Raw genomic sequence first — 17602 nt, 5'->3', positions numbered from 1 at the left:
TTGGAATATTTTAAAGAACATATTTGGCAAATTCTCATAGGACTCAATTATGTCTTAGCCATATCTGCTGTTATTACAATTCTTTTCAAAAAAATAAATCCAACAAAGACTTTAAGTTACATTATAGTCTTGTTGGTTTTTCCTTTTGTAGGCCTTATTGTTTATTACTTGTTTGGGCAAGAATATCGTAAATCAAAAATTTTTAATCGTAAGCATGTTTTAAATCAATCGGTTGTAAAACAAATTCAAGATGAATTAGAATTAGATACTAAAACCATTGAAAGTGTTGATGAATTATTAGAAGAGAAATCAAAACTTATTAGACTTTTATACAACAGCGAAAAATCTAAACTCACTGTAAAAAATGAAATTGAACTCATAAAAGATGGTGATGATAAAATGGAATTGTTGTTTAAAGACTTAAATAATGCAAAGCACCATATTCATATAGAATACTTTATAGTTAAAGACGACACTATAGGCTCACGCTTTTTAGATATTTTATGCAAAAAAGCTGAAGAAGGTATAAAGGTAAGAATGGTTATAGATGATGTTGGTAGTGCAATTTCATCTAAAATGAAGCGTAGTCTTAAAAAAAGTGGTGTAGTGCTTCACAAATTTATGCCTGTATTATTTTCAAGGTTTACAGGAAAGATGAACTATCGCGATCACAGAAAGATTGCTATTATTGATGGTAAAGTAGGCTATGTTGGTGGTATTAATATTTCCGATAACTATGTTAACTCAAACAATACCAGATATTGGAGAGATACACATATTAGAATAGTCGGTGAAGCAGTAAGACAGCTTCAGATTTTATTTTTTACCACTTGGGACTTTGTAAGTGATGGTGATGTAAATATTTCTAAAGAATACTTTCCAGAGAACAATTGTAAAGATAATGTTGCTCTACAAATAGCGGCAAGTGGGCCAGATACAGATTGGTCTAATATTATGGAATCTATTTTTGTGGCCATAACCAATGCAGAAGAGTATATACATATAACAACACCTTATTTTATTCCTAATGATGAAATTGTAACAGCTTTGCAAGTCGCTGCAAGGAGCAATATTGAAGTAAAACTTATTGTGCCAAAAAAATCAGATTCTTGGATTGCGGAATATGCTACCAATTCCTATCTAGAAAAATTACTCGAAGCAGGAGTAGAGGTTTATCAATACACCAAGGGATTTGTACATGCCAAAACCATTGTTATAGATGATGTCTTTAGCACTGTTGGTACAGCAAATATGGACTACAGAAGTTTTAATATAAATTTTGAGGTCAATGCGTTAGTTTACAACAAACCTTTTGCAAACCAACTAAATCAAATATTTAATACAGATTTAGAGCATACAACTCAGTTAGAACTTAGTACTTGGAAAAAAAGATCTAAGCGAACCAAGCTCATTGAAGCTTTAGCACGCTTAGCAGCACCATTATTGTAATATTACCTTCTACTTCTTCTGTTTTGTCTGGCAGAAGTTGGCTGTCCGTAATGTTGTCTTGGTATAGATGCTTTTTTCATTTGTTGCTTCATCATTTTTATCTGATCAGCAAGCATATCGCGCTTATCGAGCTTTTCCGCTTCCGATAATAATTTTTGAGCTTCTTGTTTTCTACGTTTAGAAAAAGCAATACCAGCTAAATTTAATTTAGCCATTGCCAAATCATGATCCATAGACAAGCCTAAATTAATTGCTTTTTTAAAGTATTTCTCAGCTTCATTCATATTGGTCTGAGAGACCATAATGCCATTGAGATAATTTAAATAACCTTGTTGCTTTTTTACTAGAGCAGCTTCAGGATTCTTAATTTTGTCTAACCATTTTTTAGCACCAGCAAAATCTTGCTTTCGCAGTTTAAAAAAGGCTAAAAGAATCATTTCATTTTTAAAATAAAGGAAAATAAATATGGTAGAGAGTAATAAATACATTATGCCATTACCAATATATCCTTCAACGAATTGATATATGGCATACCCAATAATTAATGCGGCTATTACTAATTTTATATTTTTATTGAACATTTTTTAGGTTTAAATATTGAAGTGAGCAAAGGTAATAAAAACAAATAAAATTTTTTTGAAAATAGTACTTGCTAAAGCAAAAACTTGTTGTATATTTGCACCCGGTTTTTGAAAGAACCTTTATCGACGACTAAATAAAGAATTCAGGATTTTAAAAATATAAGACAATGCCAAAAAGAACGTTTCAACCGTCAAAAAGAAAGAGAAGAAACAAGCACGGTTTCAGAGAAAGAATGGCTTCTGTTAACGGAAGAAAAGTTTTAGCACGCAGAAGAGCTAAAGGAAGAAAGAAATTGTCTGTATCTTCAGAATTAAGACATAAAAAATAATGATTAACAATTGTTAATATTTTAAAGGTGTTACTTAGGTGTAACGCCTTTTTTTGTACCCTATTGATATTTATTTTTGCAAACCAAAAGACAATCCCATGCCTAAAAACAAAAACATTAAATCTATATTATTAATTGGTTCTGGTCCAATAATTATTGGTCAAGCTTGCGAGTTTGATTACTCTGGGTCTCAAGCCCTTCGATCTTTAAGGGAAGATGGAATAGAAACGATTCTCATCAATTCTAATCCTGCCACAATCATGACAGATCCTACAATGGCAGATCATGTTTACTTGTTGCCATTAACAACAAAATCTATAATTAAGATTTTAAAAGAGCACCCACAAATTGATGCTGTATTACCAACAATGGGTGGGCAAACTGCATTGAACCTTTGTATTGAAGCTGATGAAAAAGGAATTTGGGAAGATTTTGGTGTAGAAATTATTGGTGTAAACATCGATGCCATCAATATTACTGAAGATAGAGAGAAGTTTAGAGAGTTAATGTTGGAGATTGGTGTTGGTATGGCACCTCAAGCTACAGCAACATCATTTCTAAAAGGAAAAGAAATAGCACAAGAATTTGGTTTTCCTTTATGTATTAGAGCTTCTTTTACTCTTGGTGGAGCTGGTGCTTCAATCGTATATGACGAAAAAGAGTTTGATGAGGCCTTAACCAGAGGTTTAGAAATTTCACCAATACATGAGGTGATGATTGATAAAGCCATGATGGGATGGAAAGAGTACGAGTTAGAGCTTCTTAGAGACAAAAATGACAACGTAGTCATTATCTGTACTATAGAGAATATGGACCCAATGGGTATTCATACTGGTGACTCTATAACGGTAGCACCAGCAATGACCTTATCTGATAAGACATTCCAAAAAATGCGTGATATGGCAATTCATATGATGCGTAGTATTGGAGATTTTGCAGGTGGTTGTAACGTACAGTTTGCTGTTAGCCCAGATGAAGAAGAAGAAATAATTGCTATTGAGATTAATCCACGTGTATCGCGTTCTTCGGCATTAGCGAGTAAGGCAACAGGTTATCCAATTGCAAAAATAGCTGCAAAATTAGCTTTAGGTTATACATTAGATGAGTTAAGTAATCAGATTACTAAATCTACATCTGCATTATTTGAGCCAACCTTAGATTACGTCATTGTAAAAATACCACGTTGGAATTTTGATAAGTTTGAAGGATCAGACAGAACTTTAGGTCTTCAAATGAAAGCAGTAGGTGAGGTGATGGGAATTGGACGTTCGTTCCAAGAAGCATTACATAAGGCTACACAATCGTTAGAAATAAAACGTAATGGTTTAGGTGCAGATGGAAAAGGTTATAAGAACTACGATCAAATTATAGACAAGCTTACTAATGCTAGTTGGGATCGTGTGTTTGTGTTATATGATGCTATACAAATGGGAATTCCATTAAGTCGTATTCACGAAATCACTAAAATAGACATGTGGTTCTTAAAGCAATACGAAGAGTTATTCCAATTAGAAAAAGAAATTTCAAAATATACAATAGACTCAATAGATAGAGAATTATTACTAGAGGCAAAGCAAAAGGGTTATGGCGACAGACAAATTGCTCATATGCTTAAATGTTTAGAGAGTCAGGTTTATAATAAGCGTAGAGAACTTAAAATAAACCGTGTTTACAAACTTGTAGATACTTGTGCTGCTGAGTTTAAGGCACAAACTCCATATTACTATTCTACATTTGAGAGTGAAGTAGAAACTGCAGATGGGCAAGTTTCTGTAGCTAATGAAAGTGTTGTTACAGATAAGAAGAAAATCATTGTATTGGGCTCTGGTCCAAACCGTATAGGTCAAGGTATTGAGTTCGATTATTGTTGTGTGCATGGTGTACTAGCTGCTTCAGAATGTGGTTACGAAACCATCATGATTAACTGTAACCCAGAAACTGTTTCTACAGATTTTGATATTGCAGACAAATTATATTTTGAACCTGTATTCTGGGAGCATATCTATGATATTATTCAGCATGAAAAACCAGAAGGTGTTATAGTACAGCTTGGTGGACAAACCGCTTTAAAGCTAGCAGAAAAATTAGAACGTTACGGTGTTAAGATTATGGGAACAAGTTTCCAGTCTTTAGATTTAGCGGAAGATAGAGGGAGTTTTTCAACTTTATTAAAAGAAAACAATATTCCTTATCCAAAATTTGATGTTGCAGAGACAGCAGATGAAGCTTTAGCAATTGCAGATGTATTAGATTTTCCTATTTTGGTAAGACCTTCTTATGTACTTGGTGGACAAGGCATGAAGATTGTAATTAACAAGCAAGAGCTTGAAGAGCACGTTATTGATCTTTTAAAGTCTATACCAGGAAACAAATTGCTTTTAGATCATTATTTGGATGGTGCAATTGAAGCGGAGGCTGATGCGATTTGTGATGGCGAAAATGTTTACATTATAGGTATAATGGAACACATTGAGCCTTGTGGTATTCACTCTGGAGATAGTAATGCAACATTGCCACCATTCAATCTAGGTGAGTTTGTAATGCAGCAAATAAAAGACCACACTAAGAAAATTGCATTAGCACTTAATACTGTTGGTCTAATCAATATTCAGTTTGCAATCAAAGATGATACGGTTTACATTATTGAAGCAAATCCTAGAGCATCGCGTACAGTACCATTTATTGCAAAAGCTTATAAAGAGCCTTATGTTAATTATGCAACTAAAGTAATGCTAGGTGAGAAGAAGGTAACCGATTTTGACTTTAATCCACAATTAGAAGGTTATGCAATTAAGCAACCAGTATTTTCATTCAACAAATTCCCTAATGTAAATAAGAAATTAGGACCAGAAATGAAGAGTACAGGTGAAAGTATTTTATTCATAGAAAGTCTTAAAGAAGATGAATTCTACGATTTATACTCAAGACGCAAAATGTATTTGAGTAAGTAGAAGTATAACAAAAAATAAAAGGCGCGATTATAATCGCGCCTTTTATTTTTTATTTAATTTATGGTTTAGCTTTTTACAAATCGTTTAGTAACAACGCTATCACCAAATGATACTTTAAATAAGTATACACCAGATGCCCAATTAGAGACATTTATTTTTGAATTCACTTGATAAGATGACGTGTATATCTTTTTTCCTAATACGTCATATACTTGTACTTTAACGTTATTTTCTACAGAGCTCGGTAAAACAAGACGAATATTAGAGCTACTTGGATTTGGACTGATAGAAAAATCGTCACTTAGGGTAAATTCTTCGTTACCAAGTGTAGTGTATGTTACTTGTAAAACTGGTATTGTTCCAGTTGATGCATCAAATCTTTTAGCAGATGTAGTTGTTTCATCTCCAATAAGAAACCATCCTAGATTGGTACTTGGTGTACTTATCCAACCTTGTACATCAGATAGTAATGTAGCTGAATTCCATGTATAGTTTCCAATACCTGCAACAGAAACCGTTGCACTAGCAGTACTGTCAAAATCACCACCAGTAGTTGTCCATGCAGTGTCGCATCCGGTTGCTCCACTACTAAAACTACAAAACCAACTTGCATCACCTTCAGTAGAAGTAGTTCCTGCTCCTTCTTGACCTGGTGCGTCAGAACTTCCTTGTCCCCAATCGCTGGTTGCTTTGTGTAAGCTTACATCAGCAGCACCAGAAATAGATCTAGACATAAAAAGCGTAAGGCTGGCATCAGTAATAGTAGCATTTGTAGGTATTGATGATAAATCAAAACTAATTAAGCCGCGTCTTCCATTATCACTTTCTGCTTGGAAAGTATTACCAGCAAACATATAGCTCCCAGAACCATTACTCAAGTTATCAGATTCAGTTTCGTATATGGTGTTGTATTTATCTGGATTAAAGTCTGTTGTTGTTTGGGCATTTACAATAGCAAAGACCATCACAAATAAAGCAGATAATATAGAATTAAAATGTAATTTTTTTTTCATAGACATTTGGGTATAAGGTATACTCAGATCAAAGTTATTAATATAAATCGAATAATCAAGTAATATTAACCTAAAATTAGAAGTCAAATACCTTCAAATTTAACACGATAATGTTTCAAAATGTCTAAATAATTTTCAATTGAAAAGTTACTATGATTAAACTCTTCCTGCCTCTGTTTTTTAGTTTCAATACGTTTAATTGCTTTTAGAAAGCGTTTTATTTCAGTTTCATCATTTATAATTATACCAGGCACTTCTTTTGGTTTTCCGTCATCATCTTTAGCAACCAAGGTAAAGTAAGACGAATTACAATGTTTAATTTCACCATTTTGAATATTTTCAGATTCTACTCTAATGCCAATAACCATTGATGTTCTGCCTACATAATTAACAGAAGCTTTCATGGTTACTAATTCACCAACTTCAATAGGATTTATAAAATCGACAGTATCTACAGAAGCGGTAACACAATAAGCACCAGAATGTTTTGAGGCACAAGCAAATGCAATTTGATCCATCAGATTTAAGATATAACCACCATGAATTTTTCCGCTAAAATTAGAATGTGATGGTAACATTAATTGAGAAATCTGTATTCTTGAGGCGTCTACTGTTTTGTACATATAAAATAGTTTTTATAAATCTTCTGAAGCTCTTTTGATAATACTTTCAGGAAGTGCTTTTTTGGCTTTAGCACCCATTTTCTTGATTTTTTCAACTCTAGAAATAAGGTTGCCTTTACCTTCAACTAATTTATTCATCGCAGCAGAGTAGTCGCTCTTGGCAGCATCAATCTTTTTACCAACACCAGTTAAGTCAGACACTAAACCTTCAAATTTATCGTATAGTGCGCCAGCTTGTTTGGCAATTTCTATAGCATTTTGTTGTTGCTTTTCGTTGTTCCACATGGTATCAATGGTACGTAATGTAGCCAAAAGGGTAGAAGGTGTAACAATAACGATATTCTGCTCAAAAGCTTTGTTGTATAATGTGTTATCTTCGTTTATGGCAACTGCAAAAGCAGGTTCTATTGGGATAAACATTAATACAAAATCAGGAGACTCGATATCATATAAATCCTGATAGTTTTTAGCCGATAGCTGATCTACGTGTTTTTTTATAGAGTTAACATGAGATTTTAAATGAATTAAGCGTTCTTCATCGTCGGCATTAACCATACGTTCATAATCGGTTAAAGATACCTTAGAATCAATTATCATCTTTTTGTTATCAGGAAGGTGTAATACTACATCTGGCATAACACGTGAACCATCTTCTCGCTGAAAGTTTTGTTGTACAAAATATTCACGGTCTTTTTCTAAACCAGATTTTTCTAAAACACGCTCTAGCACTAATTCTCCCCAATTTCCTTGAGTTTTACTATCTCCTTTTAAAGCTTTTGTTAGGTTGGTTGCTTCTTTTGCCATTTGTTGGTTGAGATCTTTTAGACCTAATAATTGCTCTTTCAAAGCCGAATGCATACTTATGCTTTCCTTTTGAGAATCCTCGACTTTCTTTTCAAAGGTTTTAATCTTTTCTTCTAAAGGATTAAGAATGTTTTTAATGTTCTCTTTATTCTGAATGGTGAACTTTTCGGACTTCTCATCTAGAATTTTAGAAGCCATCAATTCAAAATCTTTTCTCAGTTGTTCTTGTTGTTTGGCAAGTTCTTCGTCTCGTTTTAAGTTTTGTTCTTGAAGATTCTCGTACTCGGTATTTTTTCGAGATAATTCTGCATTTAAAAACTCTTTTTCTCTTCTAATTTCTTCGCGTTCAGATTCAATTTTAGAAATATTTTGTTTGAGGTCATTAATAGTTATACTTAATTGACTTTGACGTTCTTCTAAAGTACTTTGCTCGCTTTTGCTTTTTAGTTTTGTAAAAAGCATACCAAGGTAAGCACCAACAATGGCAGAAATAATAATGGCAATTAAGAGAATAAGTGTGTCGTTCATGTTTGTAAAAGAGAATTTATCAAAGATACATTTTTAGTATGAAGTAAATAGCATGAAGCTTGGAGATCAAAAGACTATTTCTTTACCCTAAAACTTCCAGATGTATTATCAAAAGAAATTAAATCATCAGGAAAAAGGGATTCAAAAACACCTTGAGAAATAAGATTGCATGGTTGATCATAAACAACATTTTCTTTTTGCATTACAATCATGGTGTCACAAAGTTGAATGGCTAAGTCAATTTCGTGAGACGAAAACAAAATGGTTTTACCTGTTTCTTTAGTTAATTTTTGAAGCAATTTTAAAATATACGCTTTGTGATACATGTCTAAATGCGTAGTGGGTTCATCCAAAACAATAATATCTGTGTCTTGTGCTAAGGCACGTGCAATCATTACTTTTTGTAGTTGTCCATCACTTAGCTCATAGCATTTTTTGTTTCTAAGTTCTGAAATATTAACTAGCTTAAAAGCATTTTCAACGATCTCAATATCTTTTGAAGTTAAATTGCCTACCCAATTGGTGTAAGGATGTCTTCCCAATGCAATGAGTTCGTATACAGAGAGGTTTTTTGAAGTTAATGCTTCGGTTAAAACAATACTTAGTTGTTTGGCTAGGTCTAAAGAGGATATCGTTTTTAAATCTGTATCATTTAAAAGTACTGTTCCAGATAGTGCGGGTTGAACTTTAATGAGCGTTCTTAAAAGTGTTGATTTACCAATACCATTTGCACCAACCAAACCAATAAGTTGTCCTTTTTCTAATTCAAAATTGATATTTTGAGAAATGACTGCTTCTCCCTTATTGGTTTTGTAACCAATGGATAGGTTTTTGGCTTTTAGGATGGTATTTTTCTTTTCTTCTGGCATTAAAACATCATTTTACGTTGCCTAACTAACAGCCAAATCACAACAGGTGCACCAACCAAAGCGGTTATGGCATTAATAGGTAAAGTGTAATCGCTACCAGGAACCTGTGCTATACTATCGCAAATAAGCATTGTAATAGCACCAAACAAAAATACCGCTGGTAATAGAATTTTGTGATTAGAGGTTTTAAAAATCTGACGTGTTAAATGCGGAATAGCCAAGCCAATAAAAGCAATTGGACCTGCAAATGCTGTAATGGTTCCTGCAATTAAACTTGTAGCTAGTATAATTATAAACCGACTTTGTTTTAGGTTAATACCTAAACTTTTGGCATAATTTTCACCCAGTAATAAGCTATTCAATGACTTTATTGACATAATACTCAAAATCATACCAACGAAATATATTAAGAAGAAAACGCCTAGTTCCCTCCAAGATAAATTACTTAAGCTACCAAAACCCCAAAAAACGTATTGTTGTAATTGCTCAGCAGAACTAAAATACGATAAGACACTTACTACTGCAGCAGTAATGCTTCCAAACATTAATCCTATAATAAGTATGGCCATAGTATCTCTAACTTTATGTGACACAGCTAAAACGGCTAATAATACCAGGAAACTACCAAGACTGGCTGCAATGACAATACTCCATTTTGAGATTAAGGCTGTAGCGAAGAAACAACCAAATAAACCAGACCCTAAAATTATTAAGGCAACACCTAAACTAGCACCAGACGTAATACCTAAAACAAAAGGACCTGCTAAAGGATTTCTAAATAAGGTTTGCATTAACAACCCTGAAATTCCAAGTCCAGAGCCAACTAAAATTGATGTTACAGCTTTAGGTAACCTGTAATTGGTAATTATAACGTCCCATGTTGTGTTATCAATATTGCCAAACAGACTACCAATTATACTCCTTAAAGGGATATTTACAGAACCTAAACTAATATTAATAAAAAAGCAGGCAATAAGTATTACTACAAGTAATGCATACTGAAATTGATATGTTTGGGATTTATGCAATTAGTTAAGAGGTTTAAAGAAATGAGGAGTATATTGTTTTAATAGATTAGGGTGACATATTTTAATAAGATCTTTTAAAACCAAATCTGGTCTTGCAGTTCCTAATTCATAATATAAAACGCCACCTGTAGCACCAGTAGTATTTGAAAATGAATAAATTGACTTATTCTTAAATGCATCAAAGTTGGTATATAGCTCACTAGCTTCTTCAAGCTGTTCATAGCTTGAATAGTAGGATGGGCTTAACCAAATATCAGCATGCTGAGCTTTTTCTAAAACAACTTCAAAGCTTAGTGCTAAACTTCCGTTTCCAGAGGTATCACTCCATAAGTAATTAACATTAGCATCTTTTAAAAATTGTGCTTCTGGACTAGAGCCATTTGGTAAATACCATACGTCTTTATGCATTGCACCACTTAGAACAGTTGGTTGTTTTTTCGCTTTAGCAGCTATTTTTTTAGCCTCTAAATAGTCGCTTTCAATGTTATTAAAAATAGAATCTGCTTCTTTTTCTTTATTGAACAGTACTCCAAAAAACTTTATCCATTCCGCCTTAGCTAAAGCTGAAGACTCTACCCAATCACCATTATAAATTACCGGAATACCAGATTTTTTAATAGTTTCAAAAGTTTTGTTTACTCCATCTACGCCAAATCCGATAACAACGTCTGGGTTTAGTTCTAACAACACTTCTGTATTAATACCTTCGTTCTTACCAAGTTCTCTAACTAGTGCATCATCAATACGTTTTCTGGTTTTTTCAGAAGAAATGTAATCTGTCCCTGGAAACCCTACCAATGTTTGTTCTACATCGAGTAATTCTAATGCTGGTATGTGAGTTGTTGAGGTAACAACCAACTTTTCAATAGTATTAGTGATAACGCCATCATAAGCATCGCTTGGAAAAGTCATTACTGCTAGCTGTTCTTTAGAAGCAATAAGATATTTATATGTTTTTTTTGCTTCTGGCCAAGGGTTTTTTATGGTTAATACTTTATAGTCAGAATAGTCCTCTAACATAAAGCCTTTAGCATATTTAAGTTTTGAGGTTTTAATCTCTTGGTTAGGTAATTCTTCTTTAGAAATATTGTCTTTACAGGAAAAACTGATAATAAATAACAGAAGGATTAGATAGGTTTTTATATGTAACATAAGTGACTTTATGCAGTTATGGTTCTTCATAATTTTGTAAAAACTTCAATAATGAGAGACGATTCAAATTTAACCATATATATTGTTGCAGGAATTATAATCGCACATTTTTTAGTTGGTTTTATTTATCTTATTTATAAAATGAATAAGAAAAAAGACGAATAAACTTTTCAATTTTTAAGATTACACTATTTTTGCGACGAAATCTGGTTTTATTCAATTTTTATTGAATGAATTAAAAGGGAATTTGGTGAAAATCCAAGACTGTTCCCGCAACTGTAAGTTTATGCCGAACTTGTTTCGGCACCTCAAAGTAGAGGTTATTATTTACTTCAATACCACTGAGAGATTGCCACAGTTGACTGAAAAAAGTCAACTTCGCAATGACACTCTTGGGAAGGTGAAATAATAAAAATAAGTCAGGAGACCTGCCAATTTCAACAAAGAAGTCAAACTTTCGGGATAAAAGTTTACTCGGTAATTGAGATTTTGGTCTTTATAATAGCCTTTTTCAGTATCGCTGTATGTTCTCTCGAGCAATTAATGTATTAAATGAACAAAACAAAATTGTTTTGTAGCATCCTAGGTTTAGGTATGCTCACAATTGGATCTGCACAAATTAAGCAGGATTCGGTTAAAGTAGAAAAACTAGATGAAGTTGTATTATCAGATTCTCGCTTTGCGTTAAAACGTGAAAATTCTGGTAAAGTAATCACAAAAATTACCTCCCAAGAATTAGAAAAACTACAGGGTCAAAGTATTGCAGAAATTATTGGTAGAACTGTTGGTGTTGAGGTCAATGGTGTAAGAAGTAATTCAGGTCAAAACCTTAGTTATTTTGTGCGTGGTGGTAGAAATCGACAGGTCTTAATTATGATTGATGGAGTGCAGGTAACTGACCCATCACAAATTGCTAATGATTATGATTTACGCTTATTAAATGCTGATCAGGTAGAATCTATCGAAATTTTGAAAGGAGCCTCAAGTACATTGTATGGTACAGGTGCAGCAACTGCTGTTATCAATATTAAATTAAAAGAGGCTTCAAAAAAGAAAGTTAATATCAATCTAAGAAGCACTGTAGGAACTAACAGATCTTCAGAAGATAAAAGTTATGCTTTAGAGGATTTTAGAAATAGTATTTCCGTTAATGGGACTGTTGATAAAATGAGCTATTTGGCAAGTTTTGGCCTACAATCTACAGATGGTTTATCAGCAATTGAAAATACAACCGAGTCAGATAAGTTTAAAAGTAATAATGGAAATTTAAAACTGAGTTATAAGTTTAATACTAAGTTTAGTATAAAAGCATATACAAGTTTTGATAATTATGATGCTGATTTTGATGATAGCTTCGGTATGATGGATGCTGATAATGTCACTAAATCTAACCAATACAGAATAGGCTTATCACCAGAGTACAAGTATAATAATGGAACTGTAGTATTAAACGCTGCCTATAATGACGTTGAAAGAGAAATTGAGTCTGATTTCCCTTCTAAATTTAATGCTCAAAGTATTGTATTAGATGCATTCAACCGTTATAATTTTGATGATAAATTTTATACCGTTGTTGGTGTTAATTACCAAAAGAATACAATGGAAAGTTTCTCTATTCCTTTTGGTGAAACTGATTTTAGCCAGGCTATTAACCCAGATAACGCCACATTTAATATTACAGACCCTTATGTTAATGTGGTTTATATCTCAGATTTTGGATTTAATATAAATGCAGGAATGCGTTTAAATAACCATAGCGAATACGGAAGTCATTTAGTATATAGTATAAATCCTTCTTTTAAGGAAAATCTTGATTTTGGTTACATAAAAGGTATGGTGAGCTATAGTACAGCATTTATTACACCTTCACTATATCAATTATTTGAACCAAGTTATGGTAATGCTGATTTAAATCCCGAAGAAAATGACACGTTTGAGATAGGAGCTGAGTTACACCTAGAAAATAAAGCAACATTAAGTTTGGTTTATTTTAATAGAAATGAAGATAATTTTATTGATTTTATTGATACAGGAGGTTTTGTTTTTCAGTATAAAAATGTCGAAGAATCCTTTAATGCAAATGGTTTAGAATTTGTAGCAAACGTATCTGCAGTTAAGAATTTAAATCTCAATACCAATGTTACTTACACAGTTGTTAATGAAGACTTAGGTTTGCGTATTCCAGAATTAAAGATTAATACAAGAGTTGATTATCAATTATGCGATAAGACAACTTTAGGATTATCGTATCAGTTTAATGATGACAGAAATGACGTTTTCTTTGATAATACTACTTTTGAGAATGTAACAGTAAATCTAGAGCCATTTATTATTACAGATTTTTATGTGAGCCATAAAGTTTTTAGGGATAAGATGACCTTATTCGCTAATGTAACCAACATATTTAACGAAGAATACCAAGAGCTTTTTGGGTTTGAAACTAGAGGAAGGGGTTTTAATTTTGGATTTAATTTAAAATTATAATAAAAAAGCCGCTCATTGAGCGGCTTTTTTATTAATCTTCAAACATTAAACTTTCAATGGGTGAAAATTTAATTTGACTTTCTAAAGTTCTAATTTGTGTTTCAAATGTTCTACTGGTAGGTCTGTCATCTGTTGTTATTTCTACAATTGCAGTTGCTAAAAGCGGATCTGATGAGGTTCCTAAGCTACCTAAATTTCCAGGTGTTTCAACATACGGAATATCAGGAGTTAGACCAGTCGATGGTACCAGTAATTCATTTACATTTGTTGAATTAGCTGTTAGAGGAATTAATGCATAGTTATGACCAACATTTATATTCTGTGTGCCAAAATCTTGAGAATCGAAAACTAATCTATTAGACTGAGTTTTACCTGCTGTTGTATCTCCAATATGTACTACTTCAATATAAGGATTAAGGCTATTAATTATTAGCTCACTTGCTGAGGCTGAACTTGCAGAAGTTAATACATAAACTTTACTTAAATTAAGACTATTAATAGTAGCATTATTGGATAATGTGTTTGTAAATTCGTAATCTCTGTTCTGCACTTGTTGATTGTCATTATAGAATAGTTTAGAAAATACTTGTCCATTAAATTGTCCTGTTATCATACTAGCTAAATGCACAGCAGTTTGTATACTACCACCTCCATTGTATCTTAAATCTAAGATAAGTTCCTCAGCACCTTCCGCTTGAAACTGAGCAAATGTAGAATTCAACTGACCGTCAAAAGTGTTAGTAAACCCATTATACATTAGATAAGCAACGTTGGTACCAGAAAAATCAAGAACTTCAGCAATATGGATAGGATTTTCTGTATAGGCTTCTTTAGAAAGAGAGATACTCTCTCCATTTAATTCAATGGTATCGTCTTCTACTTCAGAAGTACCATTTGTTATATAATCAGCAAAGTTTAAGGTGTAGGTGTTTTGGCTTAATAATTCTATTCTGTTGTCCACTGTTAAATTGACACCATCTACAGCTCTAAAAATTTGCCCTCTCACTAATCCTAGATTATCGGCTACGCTGTTGTTAAGAACTAAGGTTACTGCACCAAATAGTTGAGTCTCACTACCAGGTATAAAATAGAGTCTAAACTCTAATCCATTAGTTAATATGGTGCCTTGTTGAGCATTTAAAATATCAAAATAATTAGGGACAATTACACTAAAAGGGTCTAAAGCATCAAACTTTAAAGTTTCAAATAAGTCTTCCGGTGATTCAAAATCGTCTAAATAGGCTTGGTATTCTTCCGTTTTATCATAGCGGTCATTAATACCATTAATGCCAAATCTATCATTAGACAAATCAGTAACATTGTCATTGTAAAGATAATAGGCATTCATTGCTTTCCATACAAAATCTTTAATATCAGAACTAGCAACAAGATTATCGTCTTGGTCTTCAAAACAGCTTGTAAAAGCTAGGCATACTAAAGAGGTTAGAATAAATGTTTTAGTAAAAATTTTTTTTAAAGTTTTCATAGCTTCTTTTCTTAATAATAGCAATACTTTACATTATGTCTGTAAAACTCTAAATTTACTTACATTATTATAAATAAAAAAACTTTGTAACAAAATGTAAAGTGTATCGTCGTAATTATGAAAGCAAGTAAAATTGATTTCAACCACCAATCAAAAAAGTAATGAAACAGGCAGATTTTGTAAGCTTAGTAATGCCATTTAAGGATAAAGTATTTCGTTTAGCCAAGCGTTTATTGGTTTCGAGAGAAGAAGCTGAAGATGCAACACAAGAAATACTGTTGAAATTATGGAAGAATAAAGAGAAGATTGAAGATTATAAAAATGTTGAAGCCTTCTCTATGACAATGACAAAGAATTTTTGTTTGGACAGACTAAAATCTAAACAAGCACAAAATTTAAAAATTGTTCACAGTAATTACACTGATAACAATGCATCATTACAAAAGCAAGTTGAAGCTAAAGATAGTGTAGATTGGGTATCTCGAATCATGGAAGATTTACCTGAACAACAAAAAATAATAGTACAGTTAAGAGATATTGAGCAGTACGATTTTGCTGAGATAGCTAAAATGCTAGATATGAATGAAACAGCAGTAAGAGTTAACCTATCTAGAGCAAGAAAAACAATAAGAGAAAAATTAACTAATACACATAGATATGGTATTAAATAATATAGAAAACTTAATAGAAAAGTATAACAACGCAGAGACAACGTTGGCAGAGGAAGCACAGCTAAGAGCTTACTTTACAGGCAATGATGTTGCACCGCATTTAGAACATTATAAACCAATGTTTGTATACTTTTCTAAAGCACAGCAAGAACAGTACACCAAAGACGTTCCATTAAAACCTAAGAGAACAAAAATGTATCAATGGATTTCTGTCGCAGCAGTTACGGTTCTTATGCTCGGTCTTATTATTCCGCAGGTTCTTGGTCCTTCAGAAGAAGAGATAAGACAAAAAGAATTAGCAATGGAAACCTATAATAAAACCATGGAAGCTTTAAGTTTAGTTTCAATAGGAATGAACGAAGGTAAAGAACAACTTAATTCATTAACCTTAGTTTCTGATAACCTTAATCAAGGTTTAGAAGAAGCGAGTAGATTAACTGAGTTTTCAAAAGCAACAAATAGAATATTTAAAAACAAGTAAACACACACAAAAATTAAAGAATTATGAAAAAAGTAATTGTAATAATCGCGCTTATTTTAGCACCAATGTTATCAGGTGCACAGAGCATCTTTGATAAGTATGAAGACATGAAAGACGTAACATCAATTGTTGTTACTCAAAAAGCTTTCAGAATGTTAGCTACAATAGATCTAGATGTAGATGATCCTGAAGCAAAGGAATTCATGGAAATGGTAAAAAAGATTACAGGTCTTAAAGTATTTACAACAGGTGACGAAAAAATATCTGCAGATATGAAGGCTACCGTAGATAAGTATTTAAAATCATCTGACCTTGAAGAGTTAATGCGTATAAAAGATGGTGAGCAAACCGTTAAATTTTACGTTAAGGAAGGAAAAGATGAAAATCACGTTAAAGAGTTATTAATGTTTGTAACTGGGTTGAAAGAACTTACTGAAGGTCAGGACATTGAAATAAACGGAAAAAAGCGTGAAATAGAGACAGTCCTATTAACCCTTACTGGAGACATCGATTTAAGACAAGTTTCTAAAATCACAAACCAAATGGATATTCCAGGTGGTGATCAGTTAAAAAAAGCTGATAAAAACAATAACGACTAATAGTTATGATACAATCAATCAAAAAATCAATAGTAATGTTGCTTTTGGTTGTGGCTTACACAAGTTGCAACCAAGGGCCAACGTTGCAAACTTACTTTGTAGAGAACGAGCCTAAACCAGGATTCTCTTCTATAGATGCACCTGTTGACTTGTTAAATATTGAAGAAGTTGAGCTAACAAAAGAACAGGAAGAAGCATACAAATCAATGGATAAAATAAACATCTTAGCCTTTAGATTAGATGCAAATAATACCGAAGCGTATGAACTAGAGCTTGCAAAAGTGAATACCATTCTTAAAAATCCTAAATACGAAGAATTAATGCGTGGAGGGAATAGTACAGATGGGAGATTTAAAGTAATGTTTATAGGTGAAGTTGATAATGTGGACGAACTCATTATTTTCGGCAACGCTAGTGATAAAGGTTTTGTAGTTGCCAGAGTATTGGGAGATAATATGAATGCAGGAAAACTAATGTCTTTACAATCTGTTTTGAAAGACATGAATTTTGACAATTCAAACCTTAATGGAATAACAGACTTTTTTAAATAAACT

General features: G+C 32.6%; 16 protein-coding genes and 1 riboswitch. Of the genes, 8 read left to right on the top strand and 8 right to left on the bottom strand.

What is annotated here, in order from left to right; translation table 11 throughout:
* Window positions 1-1449: a cardiolipin synthase gene (gene cls / locus ACXAFS_RS10335; protein ID WP_475306788.1), complete on the top strand. Its 1449-nt coding sequence runs from the start codon at window positions 1-3 to the stop codon at window positions 1447-1449.
* A gap of 2 nt (window positions 1450-1451) precedes the next feature.
* On the opposite strand, the gene ACXAFS_RS10330 is transcribed toward cls, so the two are convergent.
* A complete protein-coding gene (locus tag ACXAFS_RS10330; protein WP_475306786.1) occupies window positions 1452-2030 on the bottom strand; it encodes a DUF2892 domain-containing protein in 579 nt (192 codons plus the stop codon).
* A gap of 167 nt (window positions 2031-2197) precedes the next feature.
* On the opposite strand from ACXAFS_RS10330, the gene rpmH reads away from it, so the two are divergent.
* Both rpmH and carB read left to right on the top strand, forming a co-directional pair.
* Window positions 2198-2359, top strand: a complete 162-nt coding sequence (rpmH, locus tag ACXAFS_RS10325; protein WP_138434274.1) for a 50S ribosomal protein L34 — start codon at window positions 2198-2200, stop codon at window positions 2357-2359.
* 98 nt (window positions 2360-2457) lie between these two features.
* Complete coding sequence (gene carB / locus ACXAFS_RS10320; RefSeq protein ID WP_475306785.1) at window positions 2458-5310, top strand: carbamoyl-phosphate synthase large subunit; 2853 nt, start codon at window positions 2458-2460, stop codon at window positions 5308-5310.
* A gap of 65 nt (window positions 5311-5375) precedes the next feature.
* Here the strand turns inward: carB and ACXAFS_RS10315 are convergent, their stop codons facing one another.
* The 6 genes from ACXAFS_RS10315 to ACXAFS_RS10290 form a co-directional block, all read right to left on the bottom strand.
* On the bottom strand, window positions 5376-6323 hold the full coding sequence (locus tag ACXAFS_RS10315) for a T9SS type A sorting domain-containing protein (protein WP_475306784.1): 948 nt from the start codon (window positions 6321-6323) through the stop codon (window positions 5376-5378).
* Between the two features lie 83 nt (window positions 6324-6406).
* A complete protein-coding gene (locus ACXAFS_RS10310; protein WP_475306782.1) occupies window positions 6407-6946 on the bottom strand; it encodes an acyl-CoA thioesterase in 540 nt (179 codons plus the stop codon).
* 12 nt (window positions 6947-6958) lie between these two features.
* The gene (locus ACXAFS_RS10305; protein WP_475306781.1) at window positions 6959-8278 is read right to left on the bottom strand and encodes a DNA recombination protein RmuC; all 1320 of its coding nucleotides are present in this window, start codon (window positions 8276-8278) and stop codon (window positions 6959-6961) included.
* Window positions 8279-8352: 74 nt separating this feature from the next.
* Complete coding sequence (locus ACXAFS_RS10300) at window positions 8353-9147, bottom strand: ABC transporter ATP-binding protein (RefSeq protein WP_475306780.1); 795 nt, start codon at window positions 9145-9147, stop codon at window positions 8353-8355.
* A complete protein-coding gene (locus ACXAFS_RS10295) occupies window positions 9147-10175 on the bottom strand; it encodes a FecCD family ABC transporter permease (protein ID WP_475306779.1) in 1029 nt (342 codons plus the stop codon). Before ACXAFS_RS10295 ends, ACXAFS_RS10300 begins: the two co-directional genes overlap by 1 nt.
* A complete protein-coding gene (locus ACXAFS_RS10290) occupies window positions 10176-11357 on the bottom strand; it encodes an ABC transporter substrate-binding protein (protein ID WP_475306778.1) in 1182 nt (393 codons plus the stop codon).
* A gap of 159 nt (window positions 11358-11516) precedes the next feature.
* Window positions 11517-11777: riboswitch (cobalamin riboswitch) on the top strand.
* A gap of 102 nt (window positions 11778-11879) precedes the next feature.
* Here ACXAFS_RS10290 and ACXAFS_RS10285 point away from each other — a divergent pair.
* Window positions 11880-13811 (top strand): TonB-dependent receptor plug domain-containing protein, encoded by a 1932-nt coding sequence (locus ACXAFS_RS10285; RefSeq protein WP_475306777.1) that lies wholly within the window; start codon window positions 11880-11882, stop codon window positions 13809-13811.
* Between the two features lie 31 nt (window positions 13812-13842).
* On the opposite strand, the gene ACXAFS_RS10280 is transcribed toward ACXAFS_RS10285, so the two are convergent.
* Window positions 13843-15297 (bottom strand): S41 family peptidase, encoded by a 1455-nt coding sequence (locus ACXAFS_RS10280; RefSeq protein WP_475306776.1) that lies wholly within the window; start codon window positions 15295-15297, stop codon window positions 13843-13845.
* 161 nt (window positions 15298-15458) lie between these two features.
* Between ACXAFS_RS10280 and ACXAFS_RS10275 the strand changes: the two genes are divergently transcribed.
* Genes ACXAFS_RS10275 through ACXAFS_RS10260 form a run of 4 tightly spaced genes read left to right on the top strand, consistent with a single transcriptional unit; the run spans window position 15459 to window position 17599 of the window.
* Window positions 15459-15968, top strand: a complete 510-nt coding sequence (locus tag ACXAFS_RS10275) for an RNA polymerase sigma factor (protein WP_475306775.1) — start codon at window positions 15459-15461, stop codon at window positions 15966-15968.
* Window positions 15955-16449, top strand: coding sequence for a hypothetical protein (locus tag ACXAFS_RS10270; protein ID WP_475306773.1), 495 nt, complete (start codon window positions 15955-15957; stop codon window positions 16447-16449). Before ACXAFS_RS10275 ends, ACXAFS_RS10270 begins: the two co-directional genes overlap by 14 nt.
* Window positions 16450-16472: 23 nt before the next feature.
* Window positions 16473-17048 (top strand): DUF4252 domain-containing protein, encoded by a 576-nt coding sequence (locus ACXAFS_RS10265; RefSeq protein ID WP_475306772.1) that lies wholly within the window; start codon window positions 16473-16475, stop codon window positions 17046-17048.
* A 5-nt stretch (window positions 17049-17053) separates the two neighbouring features.
* A complete protein-coding gene (locus tag ACXAFS_RS10260; RefSeq protein WP_475306771.1) occupies window positions 17054-17599 on the top strand; it encodes a DUF4252 domain-containing protein in 546 nt (181 codons plus the stop codon).
* The last annotated feature ends 3 nt before the right edge of the window (window positions 17600-17602 follow it).

This window comes from Winogradskyella sp. ABM4_392, from assembly GCF_056160445.1.
This window is presented reverse-complemented; position numbering and strand designations above follow the sequence as displayed.